The sequence below is a fragment of the Pseudomonas sp. 18173 genome (genome assembly GCF_050432945.1).
Classification (GTDB): Bacteria; Pseudomonadota; Gammaproteobacteria; order Pseudomonadales; family Pseudomonadaceae; genus Aquipseudomonas.
Map to the genome: position 1 here is coordinate 45,328 of NZ_JBKFTN010000021.1, position 23,975 is coordinate 69,302.

General features: G+C 58.9%; 23 protein-coding genes and 2 pseudogenes. 15 read left to right on the forward strand and 10 right to left on the reverse strand.

The window, feature by feature from the left end; all coding sequences use genetic code 11:
- Window positions 1-50 precede the first annotated feature (50 nt).
- A complete protein-coding gene (locus ACLD1X_RS21935; RefSeq protein WP_429371223.1) occupies window positions 51-308 on the reverse strand; it encodes a DUF2790 domain-containing protein in 258 nt (85 codons plus the stop codon).
- Window positions 309-321: 13 nt separating this feature from the next.
- Window positions 322-585 carry a hypothetical protein gene (locus tag ACLD1X_RS21940; RefSeq protein ID WP_429371225.1) on the reverse strand — a complete coding sequence of 88 codons (264 nt, stop codon included), beginning with the start codon at window positions 583-585 and terminating at the stop codon, window positions 322-324.
- Window positions 586-685: 100 nt separating this feature from the next.
- On the opposite strand from ACLD1X_RS21940, the gene ACLD1X_RS21945 reads away from it, so the two are divergent.
- From ACLD1X_RS21945 to ACLD1X_RS21955, 3 genes are read left to right on the forward strand one after another with little or no spacing between them, the layout of a single operon-like run.
- A complete protein-coding gene (locus ACLD1X_RS21945; RefSeq protein ID WP_429371227.1) occupies window positions 686-1,651 on the forward strand; it encodes a Bug family tripartite tricarboxylate transporter substrate binding protein in 966 nt (321 codons plus the stop codon).
- A 1-nt stretch (window position 1,652) separates the two neighbouring features.
- Entirely contained in the window at window positions 1,653-2,135 is a 483-nt protein-coding gene (locus tag ACLD1X_RS21950) for a tripartite tricarboxylate transporter TctB family protein (RefSeq protein WP_429371229.1), read from the forward strand.
- Window positions 2,136-2,150: 15 nt separating this feature from the next.
- Entirely contained in the window at window positions 2,151-3,659 is a 1,509-nt protein-coding gene (locus ACLD1X_RS21955) for a tripartite tricarboxylate transporter permease (protein WP_429371231.1), read from the forward strand.
- A gap of 97 nt (window positions 3,660-3,756) precedes the next feature.
- On the opposite strand, the gene ACLD1X_RS21960 is transcribed toward ACLD1X_RS21955, so the two are convergent.
- Window positions 3,757-4,644, reverse strand: coding sequence for a LysR substrate-binding domain-containing protein (locus ACLD1X_RS21960; protein ID WP_429371233.1), 888 nt, complete (start codon window positions 4,642-4,644; stop codon window positions 3,757-3,759).
- Between the two features lie 163 nt (window positions 4,645-4,807).
- Between ACLD1X_RS21960 and ACLD1X_RS21965 the strand changes: the two genes are divergently transcribed.
- The gene (locus ACLD1X_RS21965; protein WP_429371235.1) at window positions 4,808-6,109 is read left to right on the forward strand and encodes an NAD(P)/FAD-dependent oxidoreductase; all 1,302 of its coding nucleotides are present in this window, start codon (window positions 4,808-4,810) and stop codon (window positions 6,107-6,109) included.
- A gap of 54 nt (window positions 6,110-6,163) precedes the next feature.
- Window positions 6,164-7,252 carry a polyamine ABC transporter substrate-binding protein gene (locus ACLD1X_RS21970; protein WP_429371237.1) on the forward strand — a complete coding sequence of 363 codons (1,089 nt, stop codon included), beginning with the start codon at window positions 6,164-6,166 and terminating at the stop codon, window positions 7,250-7,252.
- Window positions 7,253-7,257: 5 nt separating this feature from the next.
- On the opposite strand, the gene grxC is transcribed toward ACLD1X_RS21970, so the two are convergent.
- Window positions 7,258-7,509, reverse strand: a complete 252-nt coding sequence (grxC, locus tag ACLD1X_RS21975; RefSeq protein WP_429371239.1) for a glutaredoxin 3 — start codon at window positions 7,507-7,509, stop codon at window positions 7,258-7,260.
- A gap of 26 nt (window positions 7,510-7,535) precedes the next feature.
- Window positions 7,536-8,054 (reverse strand): carboxymuconolactone decarboxylase family protein, encoded by a 519-nt coding sequence (locus tag ACLD1X_RS21980; RefSeq protein ID WP_429371241.1) that lies wholly within the window; start codon window positions 8,052-8,054, stop codon window positions 7,536-7,538.
- A gap of 134 nt (window positions 8,055-8,188) precedes the next feature.
- Here ACLD1X_RS21980 and ACLD1X_RS21985 point away from each other — a divergent pair, with 134 nt between their 5' ends.
- From ACLD1X_RS21985 to ACLD1X_RS22010, 6 genes are all read left to right on the forward strand, one after another.
- On the forward strand, window positions 8,189-9,004 hold the full coding sequence (locus ACLD1X_RS21985) for a cupin domain-containing protein (RefSeq protein WP_429371243.1): 816 nt from the start codon (window positions 8,189-8,191) through the stop codon (window positions 9,002-9,004).
- Between the two features lie 217 nt (window positions 9,005-9,221).
- Window positions 9,222-11,891 (forward strand): hypothetical protein, encoded by a 2,670-nt coding sequence (locus tag ACLD1X_RS21990; protein WP_429371245.1) that lies wholly within the window; start codon window positions 9,222-9,224, stop codon window positions 11,889-11,891.
- Window positions 11,873-12,445, forward strand: coding sequence for a lysozyme inhibitor LprI family protein (locus ACLD1X_RS21995; RefSeq protein WP_429371247.1), 573 nt, complete (start codon window positions 11,873-11,875; stop codon window positions 12,443-12,445). Before ACLD1X_RS21990 ends, ACLD1X_RS21995 begins: the two co-directional genes overlap by 19 nt.
- Before the next feature lie 135 nt (window positions 12,446-12,580).
- The gene (locus ACLD1X_RS22000) at window positions 12,581-13,090 is read left to right on the forward strand and encodes a hypothetical protein (RefSeq protein ID WP_429371249.1); all 510 of its coding nucleotides are present in this window, start codon (window positions 12,581-12,583) and stop codon (window positions 13,088-13,090) included.
- 5 nt (window positions 13,091-13,095) lie between these two features.
- Complete coding sequence (locus ACLD1X_RS22005) at window positions 13,096-13,386, forward strand: hypothetical protein (protein WP_429371251.1); 291 nt, start codon at window positions 13,096-13,098, stop codon at window positions 13,384-13,386.
- A gap of 8 nt (window positions 13,387-13,394) precedes the next feature.
- On the forward strand, window positions 13,395-14,630 hold the full coding sequence (locus tag ACLD1X_RS22010) for a hypothetical protein (protein ID WP_429371253.1): 1,236 nt from the start codon (window positions 13,395-13,397) through the stop codon (window positions 14,628-14,630).
- Window positions 14,631-14,915: 285 nt separating this feature from the next.
- Here ACLD1X_RS22010 and ACLD1X_RS22015 read toward each other — a convergent pair whose 3' ends face one another.
- The gene (locus tag ACLD1X_RS22015) at window positions 14,916-15,347 is read right to left on the reverse strand and encodes a nuclear transport factor 2 family protein (protein ID WP_429371255.1); all 432 of its coding nucleotides are present in this window, start codon (window positions 15,345-15,347) and stop codon (window positions 14,916-14,918) included.
- Between the two features lie 157 nt (window positions 15,348-15,504).
- Between ACLD1X_RS22015 and ACLD1X_RS22020 the strand changes: the two genes are divergently transcribed.
- From ACLD1X_RS22020 to ACLD1X_RS22030, 3 genes and pseudogenes are all read left to right on the forward strand, one after another.
- Window positions 15,505-16,179, forward strand: coding sequence for a DUF2238 domain-containing protein (locus ACLD1X_RS22020; protein WP_429371257.1), 675 nt, complete (start codon window positions 15,505-15,507; stop codon window positions 16,177-16,179).
- Window positions 16,180-16,276: 97 nt separating this feature from the next.
- A pseudogene (locus ACLD1X_RS22025) lies at window positions 16,277-16,786 on the forward strand (MCP four helix bundle domain-containing protein); the annotation flags it as partial.
- 450 nt (window positions 16,787-17,236) lie between these two features.
- Window positions 17,237-17,890: a methyl-accepting chemotaxis protein gene (locus ACLD1X_RS22030; RefSeq protein ID WP_429371360.1), complete on the forward strand. Its 654-nt coding sequence runs from the start codon at window positions 17,237-17,239 to the stop codon at window positions 17,888-17,890.
- A 131-nt stretch (window positions 17,891-18,021) separates the two neighbouring features.
- Here ACLD1X_RS22030 and ilvD read toward each other — a convergent pair whose 3' ends face one another.
- Complete coding sequence (gene ilvD / locus ACLD1X_RS22035) at window positions 18,022-19,704, reverse strand: dihydroxy-acid dehydratase (protein ID WP_429371259.1); 1,683 nt, start codon at window positions 19,702-19,704, stop codon at window positions 18,022-18,024.
- Window positions 19,705-20,085: 381 nt separating this feature from the next.
- On the opposite strand from ilvD, the gene mqo reads away from it, so the two are divergent.
- Window positions 20,086-21,732 carry a malate dehydrogenase (quinone) gene (gene mqo, locus ACLD1X_RS22040; protein WP_429371261.1) on the forward strand — a complete coding sequence of 549 codons (1,647 nt, stop codon included), beginning with the start codon at window positions 20,086-20,088 and terminating at the stop codon, window positions 21,730-21,732.
- Between the two features lie 162 nt (window positions 21,733-21,894).
- Here the strand turns inward: mqo and ACLD1X_RS22045 are convergent, their stop codons facing one another.
- The 3 genes and pseudogenes from ACLD1X_RS22045 to ACLD1X_RS22055 all read right to left on the reverse strand — a co-directional run bounded on the left by ACLD1X_RS22045 (window position 21,895) and on the right by ACLD1X_RS22055 (window position 23,739).
- A complete protein-coding gene (locus ACLD1X_RS22045; RefSeq protein ID WP_429371263.1) occupies window positions 21,895-22,239 on the reverse strand; it encodes a hypothetical protein in 345 nt (114 codons plus the stop codon).
- Window positions 22,240-22,265: 26 nt separating this feature from the next.
- Window positions 22,266-23,243, reverse strand: a complete 978-nt coding sequence (locus tag ACLD1X_RS22050) for a hypothetical protein (RefSeq protein ID WP_429371265.1) — start codon at window positions 23,241-23,243, stop codon at window positions 22,266-22,268.
- A 7-nt stretch (window positions 23,244-23,250) separates the two neighbouring features.
- Window positions 23,251-23,739: pseudogene (locus ACLD1X_RS22055) on the reverse strand (Hcp family type VI secretion system effector).
- Window positions 23,740-23,975 lie beyond the last annotated feature (236 nt).

Consider the following 23,975-nt stretch of genomic DNA (forward strand, 5'->3'; position numbering starts at 1 on the left):
AAGCCGATGGCGCAAGTGTAGCCCAATCGATCGTCAATACAGGCATGCGATCAGTTCTCGCCAATGCAATTCACGCCCAGGGCCTGATAGTCCAGCTGGTGCTCGCGACCCTGGTGGTCGAGGTAGTTGAACTGCGCCGGCACGATGCCGCACTGGCCATTGAGGTCGGTCATGGACAGCACTTTGGCGACATCCACGTCCACATAAAAACCGTCCTTGTCGTGGATGACCGGGGACGTGGATTGAGTCGCGGCAAACGCCGAACCGGTGGCGAGCAGGGCGGCAAAACCAAGGATCAACATTTTCATGACGGATCTCTCTCTACAAGGGCAGGGTGGCTGCCGGTGGTTGGCCTGACAGTGAGTTCAGGTTAACGAGGCGATCCGGACAGCCGACCAACAGCTTGATGACAAAGTTGTAATGAAACACCGCCCGGAACACCGCGAACCCTGTAGGAGCGAGCTTGCTCGCGAAAAACGCCGAGACACCGCGGGGATTCAGACAGCCCGCGTTATCGTTGACGTCCATCGCGAGCACGCTCGCTCCTACAGTCCTTTGGCGCGTGGTTTCAGCAAAACGGATCAACCCGCGGATCCATGGCCTACGCTTGTTCGCAGGCCCATGCCCGTCGAGCACCGCGATGGGCAAGCGGCACCTATAAAAACAATGCAATCAGGAGATGCCCATGTCCGCTTTGATCCAACGTTTGAGTCGCTGCATGGCCGCTGGTGTGACCGCTGCCATGCTTGTCGCGCCAGCCTTCGCACTGGATACCGTGAAATTCATGGCCCCAGGCTCAGTGGGCGGAGGTTACGACCAGACCGCCCGGGTACTGGGCAAGGCCATGCTCGAAGCCAATACGGCCAAGGCGGTGACCTTCGAGAACAAGGGCGGGGCGGGCGGGACCCTGGGGCTGGCGCAGTTTGCCAACAGCACCAAGGGTGACCCGAACGCATTGCTGGTGGTCGGCGCGATCATGGTCGCGGGCATCGAACAGAACAAACCGCAGATCAGCCTGAAGGATGTGACGCCGATTGCGCGCCTGTTTACCGAATACAACGTGATTGCCGTGCGCAAGGATTCGCCATACAAGACCCTCGATGACCTGATCAAGGACTTCAAGGACAAGCCCACCAGCGTGACCTTTGGCGGGGGTTCCAAGGGGTCGATCGACCACATCGGCATCGCCGAGCTGGCGGGCAAGCTGGATGTCCCGGTCAACAAGGTCAATTACATCGCCACCGGCGGCGGGGGTGAAATCGTGGCCCAGACCCTGGGTGGCCAGATCAAGGTGCTCACCGGGGGCTACGCCGAACTGGGTCAATACATCAAGGCCGGCCAGATCCGGGTGCTGGCCATCGGTGCGCCCGAGCGTGTCCCGGGGATCGATGCGCCGACCCTCAAGGAAAGCGGCTACGACGTGATCATCGGCAATTGGCGCGGCGTCTACGGTGCGGCGAATCTCACGGCCGAGCAGCGTAAGGAAGTGACCGACGCGGTCCTGGCCGCCAGCAAAAGCAACGTCTGGCAAGAGAACATCAAAACCAATGCCTGGACCGAGAGCGTGCTGACCGGTGATGACTTCGGCAAATTCGTCGACGAAGAGCACGTGCGTCTGCGGGCGATGCTGGTCAAGGTCGGGCTGCTTTGAGATGGCCGGATCACGCGCAATCGTTCCTGCGCAATTGGCGATCGGCCTTGGGCTGATCGCCCTGAGCGCCTTGCTGGCCGTGGGGGCCAACCGCTTTCCGGCCGAGATGGGCTTCGTGATACTGCCGGCTTACGTTTACCCCTATATCGTCGCCGGCTTTCTCGGTGTGGTGGGCCTGTTGCTGAGTTATCAGGCACTCACCGGCGGTTTTCGCGAACTGGACAGCGGCAACGGTGTGATCCCTGGCGGCAAATCCGGCGCCGCCTGGGTCACTGGCGGGTTGGTGGGGGTGGCGGCGCTGATCAATCTCATCGGCTTTGTGCTGGCCGCCGGGTTGCTGTTTGCCTGTTCGGCGCGGGGTTTTGGCAGCCGTCATCCGCTGCGGGACCTGGCCATCGGCATTGCCTTGACCCTGCCGATCTACTGGCTGTTCAACGCCGGGCTGGGGGTTTCCCTGCCATCGCTGATCAACGTCTGGCTGTGAGAGGAGATCGACACCGTGGACATTCTTTCAAGCCTGATGATGGGGTTTTCAGCGGCGCTGACGCCGATCAACCTGATGTGGGGGTTCATCGGCTGCCTGCTCGGCACCGCCATCGGCGTGTTGCCGGGGATCGGTCCGGCGCTGACGGTGGCACTGCTGTTGCCGGTCACCGCCAAAGTCGACCCCACAGGCGCGTTGATCATGTTCGCCGGTATCTATTACGGCGCACAGTTCGGTGGCTCCACCACTTCGATCCTGCTCAACACCCCCGGTGAATCGTCGTCCATGGTCACGGCCCTGGAAGGCAACCTGATGGCGCGCAACGGCCGGGCCGGGCCGGCGCTGGCAACGGCGGCGATTGGCTCATTCGTCGCCGGCACCATCGCCACGATTCTGCTGACGCTGTTTGCACCCATCGTCGCCAGGCTGGCCCTGAATTTCGGTCCGACCGAATACTTCGCGATCCTCGTGCTGTCGTTCACCACGGTGTCGGCGGTGCTTGGTGCGTCCATGCTCCGAGGGTTTGCTTCGCTCGGCGTCGGGCTGACCATTGGGCTGATCGGTCTGGACTCAACCTCGGGCATCGCCCGCTACACCCTCGGCGTGCCCGAACTGGTGGACGGTATCGAAGTGGTGCTGGTGGCGGTCGGGTTGTTCGCGGTTGGCGAGGCCTTGTACAGCCTGCTCTATCAAGGGGAATCCAACGAAGGACGGCACCGCCTGACTTCGTTGTGGATGACCCGCGCGGACTGGAAACGCTCGGTGCCGGCGTGGCTGCGGGGCACGCTGATCGGTTTTCCGTTTGGCTCGATTCCGGCCGGTGGCGCCGAGATCCCCACCTTTTTGTCCTACTCCACCGAGCGCAAGCTCAGCCGCTACCCCAAGGAGTTTTCCGCCAACAAGGGCGTGGGCGCCATCGAAGGGGTTGCCGGTCCCGAGGCGGCCAACAATGCCAGTGCGACCGGATCCCTGGTGCCGTTGCTGACCCTGGGCATCCCGACCTCCGCTACCGCGGCGATCCTGCTGGCCGCGTTCCAGAACTACAACCTGCAACCGGGGCCGATGCTGTTCGAAACTTCCGCCGACCTGGTCTGGACGCTGGTGGCCTCGCTGTATATCGGCAACGTGATCCTGCTGGTGTTGAACCTGCCGCTGGTGGGGCTGTGGGTCAGGCTGCTGCAAATTCCCCGACCGTACCTGAACGCCGGCATCCTCGTCTTCGCCACCATCGGCGTGTATGGCATGCGCCACTCATCCTTCGACCTGATCCTGATGTTGGCGATTGGCTGGGGCGGGGTGCTGATGCGACGGTTCGACTTCCCCGTCGCCCCGGTGATCGTCGGCATGCTGCTGGGGCCGATGGCCGAGAAACAACTGCGTAACGCCTTGTCCATCAGCGAGGGCGACTGGATGGTGTTCCTCACGCAACCGATCTCGGCGTTCTTCCTCGCCCTGACGTTGCTGGTGCTGGTGGTGCCCCATGTGTTGCATAAACGCGGCATCAAGTTGCATGAGGATGATTGATTCCTGTGGGAGCGGGCTTGCTCGCGAAAGCGTTGTGTCAGTTGACATTGATTTTGAATGTGAAGGCCTCTTCGCGAGCAAGCCCGCTCCCACAGGGTTATGCGGTGGCTTGCGCGGTAAACCATTGCATCACCGCCCCACAGGCGGGATGCGCGGCGGCCGAGGGCTGCAGGCACAGCGAGTAGATCCCCCGGGTCTTCAATGGCTCACCGAACGGAACCACCAGTTCGCCGCGTTGAATCGACTCACCCGCCAGGGTCATGTCGGTCATCGCCACCCCCAGGCCCCGGGCGGCGGCGTCGAGTGCCAGTTCGTCGAGGTTGAAGGGGATATGCCGATAGTCCTGCAACGACAGGCCGCCGTTGGCCGACAGCCAGGCCTGCCAGTCCTGTTGATCGGAAGAACGGTGCAACAGGGCGAACCCCGATAAATCTGCCAGCGACGTCATCGGCCGGCCGGGGTTGCCCAGGCCCGGCGCGCACACCGGCACCAGGGCTTCCTCGAACAGGGCCAGGCAATCGGGCGCTGCGGATGGCTCGGGCAAATAGAGAATGTAGGCGTCACTGTCACTGGCCGGCTCAACCACTTCGGTGGCCACGGTCTCGATTGCCAGGGACACGTCCGGGTGATGCCGGTAGAAATCGCTCAGCTTGGGCAGTAGCCAGCGCACCGCCAACGACACGTGCATGCGGATGCGGAACGGGCGTTCCTTTGGCGCGAGCCGCTCTTCGAGGGTCCGCAGTTGCTCGAGGATGCTGCGGGCGCTGGCCAGTACCTGCTCGCCCTCCGCGGTCAGTTGAATGCTGCGGCTGCTCCTGACAAACAGCGGCACACCGAAGTGGCTCTCCAACTGCTGGATCTGTCGGCTCACGGCGCTTTGGGTCAGGCAGAGCTTTTGCGCCGCCTGGGTGAAGCTGCCTGACCCGGCAACCTCGACCAAGGCCTGCAAGCCCTGCAACGAGGGCACGTGGCGAATTTTATCCATGCGTTTTCAGAATGCCTCGATGATTTAATAACGTTGGTTGTCCGTGTTTTGAGCCTTTAGATTCTAGTCATTGCCGCCGTTCTCGAAAACCACTGATGCGAATCCTGCATGCAATGTTGTTTTGGAACGAGGCGGCCGGCAGAACAAGAACCAGAGGTGACGCATGGAAAATATCTGTGGCTGGATTGCACAAGCGGGGAGTTCTCCGCTGCGCGATCCGCTCAAAGGCACGCAACACGCCGACTGGCTGGTTATCGGTGGCGGCATCACCGGCCTCAGTGCGGCGCACGCGCTCGCGCAAATGCACCCCAAGGCCCGCATTGTGGTGGTTGATCGCCAGCGGGCTGCGCAGGGGGCTTCGGCGCGCAACTCCGGTTTCGTGGTGGCCCACGAGCATCCCGCTGCTGGCGAGCTGGTGGGTAGCGCCGGGTTCGCCGGGTATCAGGTGGATACGGCCATCGGCCGCGCCGCCGCCGACGAAGTCCGCAAGCAGATCACCCGCCACGGTATCGAGTGCGACTTCAGGGAATCGGGCTATTTCTTCGCCGTCAGCGATCCACACAAGCTGACCCACGTCGAGGCCAAGCTGCAGACCCTGCGTGCCGTTGGCGCCAACGCGCATTTTCTGCAGGGCCAGGCATTGATCGAGAAACTCGGCAGCCGGCATTACCGCGCCGCGATCTGGTGCGGTAACGGCAATGCGCTGCTGCAACCGGCGAAGTACGTGAAGGGCTTGCTCGAGGCCTTGCCGCAGACCGTGACGGTTTGTGAAAACACCGATATCACCGGCCTTGAGCGCCTGGGCGACGGCCGGATTCGCGCCCGCAGCCAAAACGGCTGCGTCGAGGCCAGGCAAGTACTGGTGTGCCTAAACGCCTTTGTGCCTCGTGCGGGTATCGATGACAGCGGCACCTTTGCCATGGAGCTCAGCGCCAGCCTCACGCGGCCGCTCAGCGATCAAGAGTTTCAGGCCATGGGGGCGCCTGCGTCCTGGGGCGTGCTGTCAACCCGCCCGTTGGGCGCCACGGTGCGCCTGACGCCGGATCGCCGGGTGATGATCCGCAATACCGCGGAATACCGCTCCCGGGATCTGTCCCCGGGCGAATTGTCGACCCGTCGCCAGCACCATGTGCTGGGGTTGCAGCGGCGGTTCCCGATGCTCGGCGAGCAGGACATCGAATACACCTGGACTGGTCACCTCAGCGCTTCGCGCTCCGGGCAAGCGTATTTCGCCAAGGTCGAGGAGGGCGTTTTCGCCGTGGCCGGGTGCAATGGCTCCGGCGTGGCGCGGGGCACGCTGTGGGGCCGCTTGCTGGCGGAGTGGGCCTCGGGTCGCGAATCGCCGCTGCTGCACTCGGTCATCCAACGGGCGCAGCCCGGCTGGCTGCCGCCCAAGCCGTTGCTCGATATCGGTGCCATGCTGCGTATGCGTGTGGAAGCGGTCCGGGCCAGAAGCGAAATCTGAACACACCCGTTTCACGACAAGAACAAAAGCACTTCCCATCGAAGGTGATTCAACATGCGCGTCAATACGCTTTCCCTTGTGGCCCTGATCTCGACCTTTTCCGCCGCGTCCTATGCCGACGAAACCGTCAACATTTCCAACTGGAACGGTTACATCGCCGACGACACCTTGCCCAGTTTCACCCAGGCAACCGGGATCAAGGCGACCTACGACATCCACGACAGCAACGAAGTGCTGGAATCGAAGCTGATGACCGGCAACACCGGTTATGACGTGGTCAGCCCGTCGAACCACTTCCTGTCGCGCCTGATCAAGGCCGGGGCCATCCAGAAACTCGACAAGAGCCAGCTGCCCGACTGGAAGAACCTTGACCCGGCGCTGATGAAGAAACTCGAGGTCAACGATCCGGGTAACCAGTACGGCTTCCCCTACATGTGGGGCACGGCGGGTATCGGTTACAACGTCGAGAAGATCAAGGCGATCTTCGGCAACACCGACGTCACCCATTCCTGGAGCCTGTTCTTCGACGAGAACAACATCAGGAAACTCAGCGAGTGTGGGGTGGCGATCATCGACAACCCGACGCAGATCCTGCCGATCACCCTCAATTACCTGGGTTTGCCGCCCCACAGCCATGAGCCGGCCGACTACAAGAAAGCCGAGCAGGCCCTGCTGAAAATCCGGCCTTACGTGCAGTATTTCCATGCGTCCAAGTACATCAGCGACCTGGCCAACGGCAACGTCTGCGCGGTGATCGGTTTCAACGGCGACATCGTGCAGGCCGCCGCCAGCGCCAGGGAAGCCAAAAACGGGATCGATATTGCCTACTCGATCCCGGACGAAGGTTCCACGCTGTGGCTCGACATGGTGGTCATGCCCAAGAGCGCGCCCCATGAGCACAACGGCTACGCCTACATGAACTACCTGCTGCAGCCGAAGGTGATCGCCAACATCAGCAACAGCATCCATTACGCCAACCCCAACAGCGCGGCGGATGCCTATGTCGACCCGGCGGTGAAGCAGGACCTGGCGATTTATCCGCCGAAAACCGTGATGGACAAGCTGTTCACCGTCGAGGACTTGCCCGCGGCCATCGCACGCCTGAGCACGCGCTTGTGGACCAAGCTGAAAACCAATACCTGACCTGTTCAGGCCAGCATCGACATCAGCCCACCCTGACGGTCCAGCCTGGCCAGGTCGTCGAAGCCGCCGATATGCGTGTCGCCGATGAAAATCTGCGGCACGCTGCGGCGGTTGCTGCGGCTGAGCATTTCTTCGAACTTTCCGGGCTCGCGCTGGATGTTGATCTCTTCCATTACCGCGCCTTTGCTGGCGAGCAAGGCCTTGGCGTTGCGGCAGTACGGGCAGGTGTCGGTGGTGTACAGGGTCACGGTGTTCATGTTGGGTACTCCGTCATTCAAGTCGTTCAGGCGTCGATGGCCGGGAAGTCGATGTCGGTCAGCGCAGCGTTGTTCAGGTAGTTGGTCAGTGTTTGCGAAGCCACGTGGGCGATCACTTCAATGATCTTGCCGTCGTCGATGCCGGCGGCACGGGCGGCGGCAATCTGCTCGACCGTCAGGTGCCCACGGCTTTCGGTGACCTGACGGGCGAGGGTGGCATAGGCGTTAAGCTCACCCTGACGTGCGCTGAGGATGTCCTGGCCCGAGAGCCCGGCCTTGCCGGCGAACAGCGTGTGGGCCGCCAGGCAGTAATCGCAGCCGTTGACCTGGGAGGTGGCAAGGAACACCGCTTCTTTTTCCGTGGCGCTCAGGGACGTCTTGCCCAGTGCGGCCGAGTTTTGCAGGTACGAGGCCAGCACCGCCGGGGCGTGGGCCAATACCTTGAAGACGTTGGGCAAAAAGCCGATTTTCTTCTGCACGCCTTCCAGCAGCGGGCGGGTGGCGTCGGTGGCGTGTTCCAGGTTGATCGGGGCAATGCGGGTCATGGTGATACTCCGTGGTGTGAAGCGCGGAATGCGCCGGGTACGGAGCGGATGTTAGGGAGAACACCTGGCGTGTTGGGTGCAAATCGTCGAGGATATGCGACAGATCGTCCAGAACTGCCCTCGGGAGTCTTGTCATGGATCGCTTGTCCACGTTGCTCACACACTTTGGCGTCAATGCCGGCACGTTCCATAGCGGCACGTTTTGCGGTACCGCCGCCTTCGACGGCCAACAGGCCGGCGGTCATTTGCACCTGCTTCAGGCGGGTGAGTTGCGGCTCAGGCTGGGGGATCAACCGGACCTGCAACTGAGCGAGCCGACCCTGATCTTTTTCCCCCGGCCCTATCGGCATCGCCTGCTCGCCTCAGAAGCGTCCGGCACGCAATTGGTCTGCGCAACCCTGGATTTTGACGGCGGCGCGGGCAATGCCCTGGCGGCGGCACTGCCGGATTACCTGGTGCTCAAGCTCAATGAAATCCCGGCGCTGGCCGGGACCCTGGAGTGGCTGTTCAACGAGGCGTTTGACGGTACATGCGGGCGTGAAGCGGTAATGGATCGCTTGTTTGAACTGCTGGTGATCCTGTTGCTGCGGCACATCCTGAGTACCGGTGGCCAGCAACCGGGCATGATGGCCGGCCTCGCCGATGCGCGCCTGGCGCGCCCCCTGAGCCTGATGCATCAAACCCCGGCCAAGGCCTGGAGCGTGGCCGAACTCTCGGTCGCCGCCAACATGTCGCGGGCCAGTTTTGCCGAACACTTTCGCCGGGTGGTCGGGCAGACGCCGGTGGATTACCTGGTGAGCTGGCGCATCAGCCTGGCGCAGAAACGCCTGCGCGAGGGCCGACCGATTGCGCTGATTGCCGAGGAGGTTGGTTATGAGAGCCCCTCGGCGCTGGCCCGGGCGTTTCGGCGCAAGACGGGATTGAGCCCCAGGGAATGGAAGGGCAGTTGACCGCCGCCTGTCCCTTTTGTGGGTGCGCGCTGCCACAAAGGCTCCTACAGATCCTGCAGATCCGATAGCCCAACATCCGGACGCGTCCTACGCGCATTTCGGAACCATCCTATTTCAACCCTTATCAGCTTCCAGAAAGCTGTCGAGCGCTTGAACGAGGGTGGAAATGAAGCCTCCTCGTATGTCAGCTCATGCCAGACAAGGAGCAACACTCAACATGGTCAGTTTGCTTTCCCGTTTTTTTGGATTTCAAGACAACCGCAAGCCCCCGCAATTTGAGCGGCCGAGCCTCCCGATCTCGCCGCTGGCCAAGGCCAGCCTCTTCCCCCCACCCCCGCCTCCGGTGTCCGAGACTGCCACGCTGCAACCGGTGAAAAACTGGTGCCATCCCTTCAAGGCCAAAGGCAATCCGCTGGATCAACTGACCCACCTGGCCAAAGCGGTGGCTGGCTACTATCCACTCGGACGCAACGGCCTGTGGCACGGCGGCGTGCACTTCGACAGCGGCACTGCTGGCACCCTTGATCAATCCAGCGTGCACTGCCTGGCCGACGGCGAAGTGGTGGCCTATCGCATCGATACGGATTCGCCGAAAACCGCTTACTTCACCGATGAACAAACGGTCGAGAAACCTTTCTCGCGCAACTTCGTGTTGGTCCGCCATTGCCTCCAACCGCCAAAGATCGAAGGCAGCACGGACATCCCACCCAGCCTGACCTTTTACAGCCTGTACATGCATTTGCAGGATTGGGCGAAGTATCGGCAGGACTCGACCACCGCCCGCCCGACATTCTGGCCCGAGCGTGCGACCTTTATTGTCAAGCAGACAGCGAACGACCCTCTCCCCGGGCAGCCTGAGCAGCGTGGTCTGAAGGTGTATAACCGGTGGCATGGCCGGGAAATCGATTTTCTGCCGCGAGGCGCCGAAGTGACCATCAGCGGCACCGGGCAATTTCGCCAGTTGGAGAGCAGCCTGGGACCGGCCAAACTGCTCAACCCCGATGGTTCGATCAAGGGTTATCTCTCTATCCAGGTGCTCCAAAACCCGGACCTCAAACAGACCCGCATCAGTTCGTCGAAGAAGACCGTCAATGTCCGGGCCGAACCGGTGATTGCTGCGGATAACGTCATTTTCAATTTAGCGGTTGATTCGGAGGTCACGGTCAGTGGCGAGGGCGAGTTTCGCAAGCTTGAACGCATCAACCAGTATGTGAGTTTTGATTCGCTGGACGGCGCCATTGAGCCGCTAGCGAAAGATCAGGTCGTGGTGCTGGAGCAGCCCGTGGCGATCAAGGCGGGAGACTTGATCGGCCATCTCGGCCTGTATCAAGAGGGTGACACGAATCAACCGGTAGAGAAGCTGCACCTGGAAACCTTCACGGGCGATGACATCGAGGTGTTCCTCGACGCCAGTCGCGCTTGGGCCCAACGCCTGCCGGAAAAAGAAAAAACCTGGCTGAAGCTCGCCAAGGGCACACCCGTGGTGCCGCCTGAAGGCAATACCACCGCTGCGCAATTGCAGATGTCGAGTCCTTCCAGTCCACTCAGTGCCGCCGACTTGCTGGTCCCGAAGAAGTTGCTCGATGATCTGCCGGCAGACCGAAAAATCCAGGTGCCCGCGACCCCGACGCGCAAAGCCCGCACCTGGTATCGCCTGGAAAACTTGCTCCACGACGCCGACAGCAATCTGCTCGATGGCTGGGTGTGTGAAGAGACAGGCGTAACGCCTTGGGTCAGTCCGTGGGCCTGGGAAGGCTATGGCGTCATCATCGACTACAGCAGACCCAAACATTTGCTGGCCTCCTTTCTCAGCGCCATCGACGGTTTCAGCGACGCGCAACGCGAGCGCTATCGTCCCATCGCCGAAAAAGACGACAAGGGCCCGATGAAAAGCCGCTTGTACGAAATCATCGATCGCAACCGCGACGGCAAGATGACGGCCACCGAATTGCAAGCGGCCCTTGAGCGTCCGGCTCATGCGCAGTCGATTTCGCAGATGATCCTGTACAAGGAAAGCGAGTGGTTTCACCAGCCCAAGGTCTGGGACGCACTGGATGAATTGCTCGGCCATAGCGGCTCGACACCGCATCTGCACTGGCTGGCGGAAAAGCAGCGGATTGCGCAGATGGGATGGTGGAGGGATGTCGCGGAGAAAGTGGGGTTGCCTTCATGGGGGAGTGCGTATCACTTTCATCCGATTGGGTTAGCCACAAGGTTTAATACTGAGTGCCCAAAAAAATGTGTTGTTGAAACTTATACGTTGGAGGGGTTGGCCGGTTTCCTTATCGTTTCAAAAGAATCATTTCAGTTTATTTTGGAAAAGGAAGGGTATAGCAAATACCCTTACGTACCTGCTGGTGCTAGCGGAGTGACTATTGGATATGGGTATGATTTAGGGCAGCAATCGGTATTGCAAGTTCGTCAAGATCTTGCTCAGCTCTATACTCAGTCTGATATTGAAATTTTAATAGGCGCTGTCGGGAGGCAAGGGGACCAAGCCAGAAGTATCTTAAGTTCTGTAAGGCATATATCCATTAGTGAAGATAACTCTATAACTCTTGCCGTGAGAATGAAAAAACGTTATGCGCAGTTAGTGATTGATGCTTATCCCGGAGTGATGGATTTGCATCCGCACTGCCAGGGAGCATTACTGTCTCTTGTGGTCAATAGAGGTAACTCCTTTACTCGTCCAAATACCGATTCTCGCTTGGAGATGAAGCAAATTAACGATGATCTATTGAGTCGTATGCCCGAAAAAATTCCTTCTAGGCTGCGCTCGATGAAAAGACTTTGGGAGGGAAAAGCTGGGCTTGGAGGGCTAATAACCCGCCGAGAGGATGAGGCGAAACTTTTTGAGAGAGGTTTGAAATGCGATTGTTGGAAGTAATGGTTAGCGTTTTCAGTTTTTTTTGGGTTTCGTCAACTTTTGCTGGCGGTGACTGCAATAAAAATAGTGTTATCACTAAAGATATTTTTCAGTGTGCAGATGCTTCTTACAAAAAAATTGATAAAAAACTTAATGAGCAGTACTCGATGTTGATTGCGGATCCAAAATTCCTTAATAGGGATTTGCTTTTGGAGGGTGAGCGGGCTTGGATTAGATATAGGGATGTTTATTGCGCTAATATTTACGAGTCTATATTTCCGGGTGAGGAAGCTGGAATCGAGAAAATAGCGTGCCTAACCGCGTTGACATCGTCAAGATTGGTGGAGTTGTTGTATTTAGATACAGGCGTTAGTGGTGATGGCTTCTATAGTTCGCTTTCTGTTATGAGTAAAATTTCTTCTATGACGAGGGAGGAAATATTTTCGTACATAGAAAGTGTAGAAAAATATCCTGAAGAGCTTGATTACTATAAGAAAAATTGTGAGTTGACAAGCGCTATTTATGCAGAGGAAGAAAAAATCTGTCGAGTTCGAATGAAATTTCAGGCGATGTAGGTGCGGGCCGTGTAGTGAGTGTTATTAAATTATAAAGCTATCTCGACAGGCGTAAGAATTTTGTTCGTGTTATATCGCTGGTTGTGCATTCCATGCTTCGCCACTCATGCAAGTGGGAGGTCGCTAAAGAACTCAATGCTCACTTTGATAGTCGGTGCAATAGAAATGATTAAGCTAATTATATTCTTGGGTTATTTACTTGGGTCGACGGCTATAGCGAGTAATGAGGGGTGCAGCGCTACTGGCCTTCGGGAAGCGTATAGCTCTTTGGATGTTCATGGGGTGAAAGCATGTTTTGTCTACACAAAACCAGATTTGCAAGCCAAGGGGCAACTATCCCGTGAGCCTGATGGGATATCCCTTTATTCAGTTGTTTCATCTGAAAAACCAAAGCTTGTTTATGAGTTTCCATACCTGGGTACGGAAGGAGTAATCACTGACGCGTTCTTGCTTCCCGTTGATGAGGGGGGAGAAGAATTGCTGTTCGTCGTACATCGCATGGAGATACCAAGAGAGTGGGATCCGGTAAGCGATATTTACGATGTAAGTGTGTTTAGGTTTGAGGCGGACACTCTACTCCTGGACAAAAAGCTCACTCGTTTTTTTCATTTGGGTGGGGATGATGTTGATAAAAAAGGGGGATAAAGTTTATGTATCCGTATAAAGACAGAAAGAGTGTTGAGAAGACGGCGGGTTCGCCTTTGTTTCACGCCATCCTTGCTGGCAAAGTAATCAGCGGCTCCATTATGGAAAAAGCATTTCTTTATGATGGCGGTTCGGAGCCGTTGCTGCAGTATTCACCAAAGATGTATTTAATTAAGGGGGATAAAGTTTTAGTGGAGGATTCGTGGGGTGGGTGGTGCAGAGTTTCATATCAAACAACAATAAAGATAATCACAAACTGGACACAGTGTAAGTCGATTGATTTTTCGGCGAGTTAGGTGAAAGCATGCCAATCAGACTGGATGAAATCCCTCCTCTCGCACTGCGCCCTCAACGACCTCGATTTTTACTTTGGCTCGGCCTGTTGTTGCTGAGCTGTTTGCTGGGCGCCGGAGCGACGCTGTTGTTCGGCGACGAAACGTTACCCCAGCGACCTTCGGATTTCTGGAGTTTGGCTTTGGGCATTCCAATCCTGGGCTGGTGCGTGCTGGGATTCGGGCGGGTGCTGTTGCACGTCGGCGAACATGGTGCTGCCGATGGTTGGGATGAAGCTCGTGAAGAAGACCTGATCCGCAAGATTCGTCAGGGCCGTCGTTCGCAGCAGGTGTTGGGCGTGAGCTTGCAGACCGCGCTTCGAGAGCCTGAGGATGAACCGGCAATACAACTGGAAGCTCTGCTGAGTGGCAAGAAAGTGCTGAAGTCACAAGCGTCCAGAATGGATGGAGCGACGCTTCGCCATAGTTGTTTATATTGCGATGCAGATGAAAATCTGGAAGCAGTATTGCTGAGTATTTTGGCTCAGACGCTCGCCGACCTTGCACCCACTTTGGTGCAGTTGCCTGCTGATCAACCATTGGCCCTGTTGCTGGACGTCGATACCGGTCTGCCGGAGAAGCAATGGCGCCGAGTTTGGCAACAGGCATGGCGCGAATCCGGCGTTCGCCAGCCCATAAATTCCGTCGATGGCAGCGGGCTGGCGGCATTGGACTATTGGCTAGACCAGCGTATTGGTGATCGAGCGATGCTGCTGGTGGTGGCCGTGCAGTTTGCGCCGCTGCAGCCTGAAGGCACGGCGGAAGCCGCTGTCGGGTTGTTGTTTGGTAACCGTCTGACGCAAACCACATTACCGCCAATGGCCTTTCTTCGCCGCCCGGAGCAGGAGCGCAAGCCCACTGCCGATGACCTGCTTTACGCTACGCGCCAGGCGCTTGATTGGGTGCCGCTTGAGTCGACATCAATCGAGCAGGTTTGGCGGGTGGGTATTGACGCGCAACGAGCTGCTGCCCTTACAGGCGTATTGTTTGAAGTCCCCATGTCAGTCAACAAGCTGGGAACACGCAACCTCGATGCAATGCTGGGTCATCCTGGCTGCGCTTCGCCTTGGCTAGCCGTCGCTGCCGGGGCGCAGGCGATTCAGCGCGGTGCCGGGCCGCAATTCATCTTCAGTGGCGGCGCGGCTGCGGCGGGTCTCTGGGGCACGGTGTTGATGCCTGCAACACCACTTTTGAACCAGGAGTCTTGAACCTGGTTCGGACGAGTGAGTTCTACCGCCCGCCGGATGAGCATTTCGCCGGAAACCGAATCTGTACCTGAAACTGGAAGTGGGTTCGCACTCGGAGTTGTTTGCGCTGTTTATCGTGGTTGCGCAAGCACTGAGAGTTTCAGCCGAGCGCAGATCAAATGTAGGAGCGAGCTTGCTCGCGAGGAACGTCCAGGCGGCGCGTTCAGTCAGGCAGCCCGCGTTATCGTTGACCTCCATCGCGAGCAGGCTCGCTCCTACAGGTTATGTGGGTGGTTTACGAACTCATCAGAACTTGTACGCCTGCCGTCCCACCAACAGCCATTTGCCGTCCTGCTTTTGCCAGATCTGCAAGTTCTCGATTTCGGTTGGCACCACTTCGGTACCTTTGAGCGCTTGCGCCGAGAAGTGGTGGCGGACCAGCGCGACATCGCCCGAGACAGTAATGGTCTGGTTCTGCATCTCCAGGGTCTTGAAGGCGCTCTTGCCGGTTTCGATGTCGGCGATGAAGGCCTGCTTGTCCTGGATCTTGCCGCTGGAATGCCCGTAGGTCAGGTTCTCGGCGGTCAGGGCGTTCAGCTCCGGGATGTCTTTGTGCAGCATGGCCTGGGTCAGGTGGTCGACCGCCTGGGCCACTTCCTTGTCCACGGCAGCCGGGGTGGCGGCGACGAAGCCGCTGAACAGGCACAGAAAACCAATCAGCACTGTTGTTTTTTTCATGGGTGTTTCCTTGTTGTTGTAGGGATAGCGCGAGGACTGTTCGAGTATTCATCGGTCATCGTACAACCTATCATGCAGTGGAGGGAAAAAGCGAACTTGCCCGGCCACCGTGCCTCGAAGTTAAAAGGGCGATGCCCTGACTTCGAGGTATTGCGCCATGCAGCCTGACCCGCGTTTACGGCACGACCTGACGTTGCTCATGGTGTTCCTGGTGATTGTCGTGGTGTCAGGTTTTGCTCCCCGCAGCCGGGTGGACTGGGCGCTGGAGAACCTGTTGGTGCTGTTGCTGGTGGGCACGCTGGTGGCGGTTTCACGGCGGTTCCGCTTGTCGGCGACGTCCATCACGCTGGTGTTTGCGTTTCTGTGCGTGCATGAATTGGGTGCCCACTACACCTATTCCCTGGTGCCTTACGATCACTGGTCTGCGGCGTGGTTGGGTTTCAGTTTCGAGCAGGTGTCAGGCGTACACCGCAATCACTACGACCGACTGGTGCATCTGAGCTACGGACTGCTGCTGGCCTGTCCGGTGCGCGAAGTGCTGCTGCGCCTGACGCCGTTGCGCGGGTTCTGGCTGTTTTTCGTGACCCTGAACATCATGCTGTCGACCTCCGCCGTGTATGAACTGGTGGAATGGGTCGGCGGTGCCTTCCTGGGCAATGACACGGCGAATGCCTTCGTCGGCGCTCAAAACGACCCTTGGGACTCGCAAAAGGACATGGCCATTGCGGTCGCCGGTGCATTGGCCAGCCTGTTGTTGGTGTCCCTGCGCGCCAAGGCGCAAAAACAACCGGTGACGACCGCATGTCGCAAAAAAAACAATCTGTGGGAATAGGCTTCAATGACTGCCCGAACCTGTCGATAACCTCTTGAAGAGTGCCATCCGCGTCGGGCAATCCCCGCCGCCAAACGTGCCAGAGGGGTACCACAGCGTGTCCATAAAACTGCGTTTAATGCTGCTGATCGGCACCGGATTGCTCACTGCGTTGATCATGAGCCTGGTCAGTTACCTGGGAAACACCCGGATGGCCGAGGCCGTGGACGACAACAACGTCAGCATGGCCGCGCTGCGCAATCACCTGGAAGCCGACATGATGCACGACGCGTTGCGTGCCGATGTGCTGTCGGCCATGTTGGTGGGCTTGAACAAAAGCACCAGCAGCAAGGCCGAGGTGCGCAGTTCCATCGAAGAGCACACCCGGCGCTTTCGCGAAGTGCTCGGGGAGAACCTCAAGCTGCCGGTCAACGACACCATCAAGGCCGCTCTGAACAAGATCAAGCCGAGCCTCGACACCTACATCAGTGCCGCCGAGCGCATTGTCGGGCTGGCGCTGGAACACCCGGAAGCGGCGCAACAGGAACTGGGCACGTTCAACAACGCCTTCAGCCAGCTGGAGGACCAGATGGCCGCCCTCAGCGAGTTGATCGAAAGCAATACGCAACAGACCAGCCAGGGCACGGCGCATGCCATCAGCAACGCCAACCTGACCCTGGCTGGCATGCTGATCGCCGGTTTGTTGTTGCTGCTGGCCCTTGGGCGTTCGGCGATCCTGAGCATCATGGGCCCGCTGCAAACCGCCAGCCGCATTGCCCAGGGCATCGCCCATGGCAACCTCGGCGAGCCGATTGTCGAGCCCACCCACAAGGACGAAGCCAGCGCATTGATTCGTAGCCTGGCAACCATGCAGCGGGATTTGCGCGGCATGATCGAAGTCGTGCGCAGCAATGCCCACGGCGTCAGCGGCATGAGCGAGCAACTGAGCAATGGCTGCCATGAGGTGGCCGGCAGCAGCCAGCAGCAAAGCGCGGCCGCCAGCACCATGGCCGCGGCCGCCAGCGAAATGACCGCCAGCATCGAGGAAATCACCCGGCATGCCGAGCGGGCGCTGGACATGGCCAATCAGGCCGAGGCGCTGGCCAAGGACGGTGGCCGGGTGATCCACCAGGTGGTCAAGGACATGGACGGTATCGCGCGTTCGGCGCAGCACTCGGCGCAGGTGATTCGCACGCTGGACAAAGAGTCCGAGGGGATTTTCAGCATCATTCAGGTGATCAAGGGCATCGCCGACCAGACCAACCTGTTGGCGCTGAACGCCGCCATCGAAGCCGCCCGTGCCGGCGAGCAGGGGCGCGGTTTTGCCGTGGTGGCCGATGAGGTCCGCAGCCTGGCGGGGCGCACCAGCGCTTCCACCCAGGAAATCGCCAGCATGGTTGCGCGCATCCAGCAAAGCACCCGCGAGGCGGTGATCAGCATGGAGGAGGGCGTGACCCAGGTCGACAAAGGCATGGCGGTGACAGCCGATGTCGAGCGCGCCATTCGTGAAATCCTCGACGCCACGCTCAACACCACGCAACTGGTCAATGACATCAGCCGCACCATCGGCGAGCAAAGCCTGGCCAGCAACGAAATTGCCCATCAGGTGGAGATGATTGCCGGCATGTCGGAAGGTAACAGCAAGGTGATCGGGCGGACGGCTTCGACTACCGATGAGTTGTCGAGCCTGGCGGGTCAGTTGTCGCAGTCGGTGGATCGGTTTCGGCTGTGAGGTAGAGGTTGCCTGACAGGATGCCTTCGCGAGCAAGCCCGCTCCCACAAGGGATCTTCGGTATAGGGAGATCCTCTGTGGGAGCGGGCTTGCTCGCGAAGGCGGCAGACCGTACAACGCAAAACTACGGGTTAAAGGTATTTGTCCGTCACAGCCCCCTCCGAAGCACTGGACACCGTTTTCGCATACTTGGCCAGCACCCCGCGTTTGTACTTGGGCGGCGGCGGCACCCAACGCGACTTGCGCTCGGCCAGTACAGCCTCGGAGACGTCCACGGTAATCTGCCGGGTTTGCGCATCGATGATGATCCTGTCGCCATTCTCGACCAGCGCAATCGGTCCGCCCTCGAAGGCTTCCGGCGTGATGTGGCCGACCACGAAGCCGTGGGAGCCGCCGGAAAAACGCCCGTCGGTGATCAGCGCCACCTCCTTGCCCAGGCCCTTGCCCATGACCGCCGACGTCGGCGAGAGCATTTCGCGCATGCCCGGCCCGCCCTTGGGGCCTTCGTAGCGGATCACGATCACTTCGCCAGGCTGCACCTCACCATTGAGAATACCGGCCAGCGCACCTTCCTCGCCGTGGTAGACCCGCGCCGTGCCTTCAAAGCGCAGGCCCTCCTTGCCGGTGATCTTGGCCACGGCACCGCCGGGCGAGAGGTTGCCGCGCAGAATGACCAGGTGGGAATCCTTTTTGATCGGCTGGTCGAAAGGCCGGATCACGTCCTGGCCGGCCGGGTAATCGGGCACGCTGGCCAGGTTTTCCGCCAGGGTCTGGCCGGTCACGGTCAGCACATCGCCGTGCAGCATGCCGGCATCGAGCATGCGCTTCATCAGCGGTTGAATACCGCCGATGGCCACCAGTTCGCTCATCATGTATTTGCCACTGGGGCGCAGGTCGGCGACCACCGGGGAGATCTTGCCCAGCTCGACGAAGTCATCCAGGGTCAGTTCGACATCCACCGCATTGGCCATGGCCAGCAGGTGCAGCACGGCGTTGGTCGAGCCGGCGAGGGCGATCACCACGCGGATGGCATTCTCGAAGGCTTTGCGGGTCATGATGTCGCGAGGCTTGAGGTCGAGCTTGAGCAACTCCATGACCTGCTGGCCGGCCCGGAAGCTGTCCGACGCCTTGTCGGTGCCGATGGCGTCCTGGGAGCTGGAACCGGGCAGGCTCATGCCCAATGCCTCGATGGCCGAGGCCATGGTGTTGGCGGTGTACATGCCGCCACAGGAACCGGGGCCGGGGATCGCCACTTCCTCGATCTGTTTGACCTGAATTTCGTTGATATCGCCCCGCGCGTGCTGGCCCACGGCCTCGAACACGGAAATGATGTCGGTATGCCCGGCCCCCGGCTGGATGGTGCCGCCATAGACAAAGATCGACGGGCGATTGAGCCGCGCCATGCCGATCAGGCACCCCGGCATGTTCTTGTCGCAGCCGCCGATGGTCACCAGGCCGTCGAAACCCTCGCAACCGGTGACCACTTCAATGGAGTCGGCGATCACCTCGCGGGACACCAGCGAATACTTCATGCCTTCGGTGCCGTTGGCGATGCCGTCGGAGATGGTGATGGTGTTGAAGATCACGCCCTTGGCACCCGCGGCATTCGCGCCTTTTTCCGCTTCGAGCGCCAGCTTGTCGATGTGCATGTTGCAGGGCGTGACCATGGCCCAGGTCGAGGCGATGCCGACCTGCGGCTTGCCGAAGTCGGCATCGGTAAAGCCCACGGCCCGCAGCATGGCGCGCGCGGGGGCGGCTTCGACGCCGTCGATGACTTGAGAGGAGTACTTGCGCAGATCGTCTTTGTCGCTCATGACTTGTCCTCACCTGCTCATCCGAAGACCACTGAGTATAGTCGCCGATCCGCCGTAACCTCGTGCACCGGAACCTGTAGGAGCCGGCAACAGACGCGCGGGTAAGCCTTGTCGTGATATTCTTCGCGCCAACTTGGTTTGACCTGTTCAGTTGGCGCGTCCGCGAGACGTGCCGACGGAATCACTGTCGCTCAAGTAGCTGAAGCCAATAAAGATAAAAAGTCAGTTCAGAAGGGACATTAAAACTGGGGTCGATGCGGTTCGTCGGCCTTGTGTGCCCACCCTGCAATCCTTGAGTGCCATACCCGTGACTGCCGTGAAACACGGGGCTGTGCGCGTGAGGATGGAAGGGCGGATGGCGTTTTATCATAGGTGCTACAGATGTTTAAGAAAGTGAACACGGCCCTGCTGGGGCTGGCGTTGTCGATGGGGATGAGTTCCGTCCATGCGCAAGAGGCAAAGAAGGTCGATGTACTGCTGATTGGCGGCGGCATCATGAGCGCAACCCTGGGTGTGTGGCTCAACGAGCTGGAGCCAGGGATGTCGATGGAAATGGTCGAGCGCCTCGACGGCGTCGCCCAGGAAAGCTCCAACGGCTGGAACAACGCCGGTACCGGTCACTCCGCCCTGGCCGAGCTGAACTACACCCCGGAAGACGAGAACGGCAAGGTCTCGATCCCGAAGGCCGTTGAAATCAACGAAGCGTTCCAGATCTCCCGTCAGTTCTGGGCCTGGCAGGTTCAGCAAGGCGTGTTGAAGAACCCGCGTTCGTTCATCAACTCCACTCCGCACATGAGCTTCGTGTGGGGCGATGACAACATCAAGTTCCTGAAAAAACGCTACGAAGCCCTGCAGGCGAGCCCGCTGTTCGCCGGCATGCAGTACTCCGAAGACCCGGCTGTGATCAAGCAATGGGTACCGCTGATGATGGAAGGGCGTGACCCGAACCAGAAGATCGCGGCCACCTGGAGCCCGATCGGCACCGACGTTAACTTCGGCGAAATCACCCGTCAGTTCGTTGCGCACCTGCAGACCACGCCTAAATTCGACTTGAAGCTGTCCAGCGAAGTGCAGGACATCACCAAGAACGAAGACGGCAGCTGGCGTGTCAGCTACAGGAACCTGAAAGACGGCAGCAAGACCGAAACCGACGCCAAGTTCGTGTTCATCGGCGCCGGCGGCGGTGCCCTGCACCTGCTGCAGAAGTCCGGCATTCCTGAAGCCAAGGAATACGCAGGCTTCCCCGTAGGCGGCTCGTTCCTGGTGACCGAGAACCCGACCATCGCCCAGCAGCACCTGGCCAAGGCCTACGGCAAGGCTTCGGTGGGCGCTCCGCCGATGTCGGTTCCACACCTGGACACCCGCGTGCTGGACGGCAAGCGCGTGATCCTGTTTGGCCCATTCGCGACCTTCAGCACCAAGTTCCTGAAAGAAGGTTCGTACCTGGACCTGCTGACCACCACGACCACGCACAACGTGTGGCCAATGACCAAGGTCGGCATCAAGGAATACCCGCTGGTCGAGTACCTTGCAGGCCAGTTGATGCTGTCTGACGAAGACCGCATGAACGCCCTGAAAGAGTACTTCCCGAACGCCAAGGCTGAAGACTGGCGCCTGTGGCAAGCCGGCCAGCGCGTGCAGATCATCAAGCGTGACGAAGCCGCCGGTGGCGTGCTGAAACTGGGCACCGAGATCGTCGCTTCGCAAGACGGCAGCATCGCCGGCCTGCTGGGCGCTTCCCCAGGCGCTTCGACCGCCGCACCGATCATGCTGACCGTGCTGCAGAAGGTGTTCAAGGACAAGGTCGCGACCCCTGACTGGCAGGCAAAACTGCACCAGATCGTGCCGAGCTACGGCACCCAGTTGAATGCCAGCGCTGAGAAGGTTGCTGAAGAGTGGGCCTACACCGCCAAGGTACTGGAGCTGACTCCGCCACCGGCGGTGATCGCGCCGGCTGTGAAGCCGGTGACGGTCGATACGGCTGTAAAAGCGCCGAAGGCTAATGCTGCGAGTGATATGGCTCTGTAAAAGGATGCCTCACCCGTGATGGTGAGGCGTTTGAGTCACTTGGAGCTGTAATGAAAAACCCGCTGAACCAGTAATGGTAGGCGGGTTTTTTATGGTTTTTTGGGAGGGGCGAGACCTGACAGGTGATATATGGATTTCCGAAATAAGTTCAATGCTAACTATTCATTCAAAATATTTGAGATAAACACCAAATATCATCAGAGCAATACCAAACAGCCAGCTCATTCCCCATGACACAAACAACATTCGCCTAAATCCCGCGGGGAAATTCCTGGCTTCGGTATAATCCACAATTCCTCTTTTGGCGCACGGTCCTGGCATCATAAGAACCATTGTTAGAATGCCATTGCGCATTGCCTTTCCTACAAGACCTGCATGCCAAAATGCGGTTCTGTTTGCCTCTACAAAACTGCTTTTAGGCAATAGTGCTTCCGCTTTTTCTGTATAGGCATGGACCATGTAAATCAGCCAAATCTCTATAAGAAAAAGGGGTGCAAGAATAAACAATGATATTAGTCCGGACGGTATATGAGTCACTGCTCTTTTTTCCGATAAAGGTATTCTCCCAAGTCCTCACCCACATCCGCTCCGAAAGTTCCCCCGGCCCTACCTCCCACTGCTCCACCTACGACACTACAAATGAGTCCCCCGGGACCACCTGTAGCTATTCCCAAAACAAGTAAACAGCCCATAGAAGCAGTATAACCGCTTGCGACCCCCCCGATGCTTCCGCCTATTAAGCTTCCCGCCAGCGAAGCCCCCTCAACATACTTGGCCTTTGTACATTCATCCTCCCGCCCCAACGCACATGCTTGCCGGATACTCAGTCCGGCAGAAGCAACGTCCAGAGCGACGCCAATATAGACCCCCCGCTTGATCAGCTTCGCCGCCCTGGCCACGCCGCTGACCTTCTGCGCATAACCGGCAATCTCCCCGGTGCTCAGGTAGCTCTTGGTCGAAATCCCCAGCATGCGTTTTATCGAGCCTCGATAACGCAGCCCGGAGCCGTAGGACGCGACATTGCCCAGTTGTGTTTCCAGCTTGCCGAACAACCGGGCGCGTTCGGTGTAAAACCTGTCCCGGGCCGCTATCGATCCGCTGCGCAGATAGTCTTTATGGGCCTGTTCGATCTCCTCCAGGGTGGTCTTGATCGCGGCCATGTGCTTGCTCCAGCCGTCACTGACGACACCGGCGCCGATAGCACCGTCAGCGAGCATTTCCTTAAGCAGTTCGAAGTTATCGAGCAGGAAGTCGTCGGCGTCGACCTGATTGGTCAGCAGGGCGATGTGGATTTCCCTCGCCCTGGCCATCAGGTACGCCTCTTCATGGGTACTCGATGGAGTCGACACGTCGCCGATGATCACAAGCTCGCCCGCCAGCACCACCGAGTTGGCGATATGGCTGTTGAGTGCATCGAACTTGTTTTTGGCGATACCGGTCAGGCCCAGGTGGGCCTTGAGGGACGCGTAGGTCTGGGATTGCGCATTGATGAACGCCAGCGGCTGTGCCATGTCAGCCTCACGAATAACGTTTGTTGCCGATGCGATCCCAGCCGCCGGCGACATTGCCGCCGCCGGCGCCATCGCTGCGTTTTTGCTGGGTATAGACGGTCTTGATGCGGCCATAGTCCAGTTGCACGATTTCTACCGGAATGCCGGCGCTGGCGTTTTGCATGTAGTCGGCAATGATGACTTCCTCGAGCACGATCTCGAAGTACTTGAGCTTGTCAGCCCCCGCACGGCTGAGCACCAGGGTGACTTCTTTCAGGTGGTCGCCGGCGCAACTGGCCTCCATCAGTTTGCAGCTGGATTTGTCCAGAACCTTGGTAAAGGTGAAGGTGCTCAGCGTGGTGCGGCCGGCCGTTGCGCCACCGGCAGAGCTGGCGGTGGCGCAAGTGCTTTGACGAGTGCCGAAGCTTTAGCCGTCGACCTCGATCCAGTCGCGGTACTTCTCGTCCAGCGCTTCGCCCGGAATGCCTTCGATTTTGATGTATGCGTCAAACGCCATGCGACCTCTCCTTGGCAATCAATATTTGCGGGAGGGAATGTACGTTCTTCCGGGCAGGCAGGGTTCATCCCAAAGCCGCTAATGGGTGAAATCAGATTTTTCCTACACTGTGTTGGTGGGTTTGGCTGTAGGACGTTTGCGCGCAAGCCATGAATTTCTCTTTCGCAACCCCTGTCATCAATTGCCAAGTCCCTGACGTTCAATGCGAAGCAACCCACGTACACCTGACGATACTG

Bases quoted from the DNA above. Each gene is read 5' to 3' on its own strand.
- ACLD1X_RS21965 (WP_429371235.1), top strand. From the start codon at position 4,808: ATGGAAAATATCTGTGGCTGGATTGCACAAGCGGGGAGTTCTCCGCTG.
- ACLD1X_RS22050 (WP_429371265.1), bottom strand. From the start codon at position 23,243: ATGGCACAGCCGCTGGCGTTCATCAATGCGCAATCCCAGACCTACGCG.
- ACLD1X_RS22015 (WP_429371255.1), bottom strand. From the start codon at position 15,347: ATGAAAAAAACAACAGTGCTGATTGGTTTTCTGTGCCTGTTCAGCGGC.
- ACLD1X_RS21985 (WP_429371243.1), top strand. From the start codon at position 8,189: ATGGATCGCTTGTCCACGTTGCTCACACACTTTGGCGTCAATGCCGGC.
- ACLD1X_RS21960 (WP_429371233.1), bottom strand. From the start codon at position 4,644: ATGGATAAAATTCGCCACGTGCCCTCGTTGCAGGGCTTGCAGGCCTTG.
- ACLD1X_RS21950 (WP_429371229.1), top strand. From the start codon at position 1,653: ATGGCCGGATCACGCGCAATCGTTCCTGCGCAATTGGCGATCGGCCTT.
- ACLD1X_RS21980 (WP_429371241.1), bottom strand. From the start codon at position 8,054: ATGACCCGCATTGCCCCGATCAACCTGGAACACGCCACCGACGCCACC.
- ACLD1X_RS21970 (WP_429371237.1), top strand. From the start codon at position 6,164: ATGCGCGTCAATACGCTTTCCCTTGTGGCCCTGATCTCGACCTTTTCC.
- grxC (WP_429371239.1), bottom strand. From the start codon at position 7,509: ATGAACACCGTGACCCTGTACACCACCGACACCTGCCCGTACTGCCGC.
- ACLD1X_RS22020 (WP_429371257.1), top strand. From the start codon at position 15,505: ATGCAGCCTGACCCGCGTTTACGGCACGACCTGACGTTGCTCATGGTG.
- mqo (WP_429371261.1), top strand. From the start codon at position 20,086: ATGTTTAAGAAAGTGAACACGGCCCTGCTGGGGCTGGCGTTGTCGATG.
- ACLD1X_RS22010 (WP_429371253.1), top strand. From the start codon at position 13,395: ATGCCAATCAGACTGGATGAAATCCCTCCTCTCGCACTGCGCCCTCAA.
- ACLD1X_RS22005 (WP_429371251.1), top strand. From the start codon at position 13,096: ATGTATCCGTATAAAGACAGAAAGAGTGTTGAGAAGACGGCGGGTTCG.
- ACLD1X_RS21990 (WP_429371245.1), top strand. From the start codon at position 9,222: ATGGTCAGTTTGCTTTCCCGTTTTTTTGGATTTCAAGACAACCGCAAG.
- ACLD1X_RS22030 (WP_429371360.1), top strand. From the start codon at position 17,237: ATGGCCAATCAGGCCGAGGCGCTGGCCAAGGACGGTGGCCGGGTGATC.
- ilvD (WP_429371259.1), bottom strand. From the start codon at position 19,704: ATGAGCGACAAAGACGATCTGCGCAAGTACTCCTCTCAAGTCATCGAC.
- ACLD1X_RS21995 (WP_429371247.1), top strand. From the start codon at position 11,873: ATGCGATTGTTGGAAGTAATGGTTAGCGTTTTCAGTTTTTTTTGGGTT.
- ACLD1X_RS22000 (WP_429371249.1), top strand. From the start codon at position 12,581: ATGCTCACTTTGATAGTCGGTGCAATAGAAATGATTAAGCTAATTATA.
- ACLD1X_RS21935 (WP_429371223.1), bottom strand. From the start codon at position 308: ATGAAAATGTTGATCCTTGGTTTTGCCGCCCTGCTCGCCACCGGTTCG.
- ACLD1X_RS21945 (WP_429371227.1), top strand. From the start codon at position 686: ATGTCCGCTTTGATCCAACGTTTGAGTCGCTGCATGGCCGCTGGTGTG.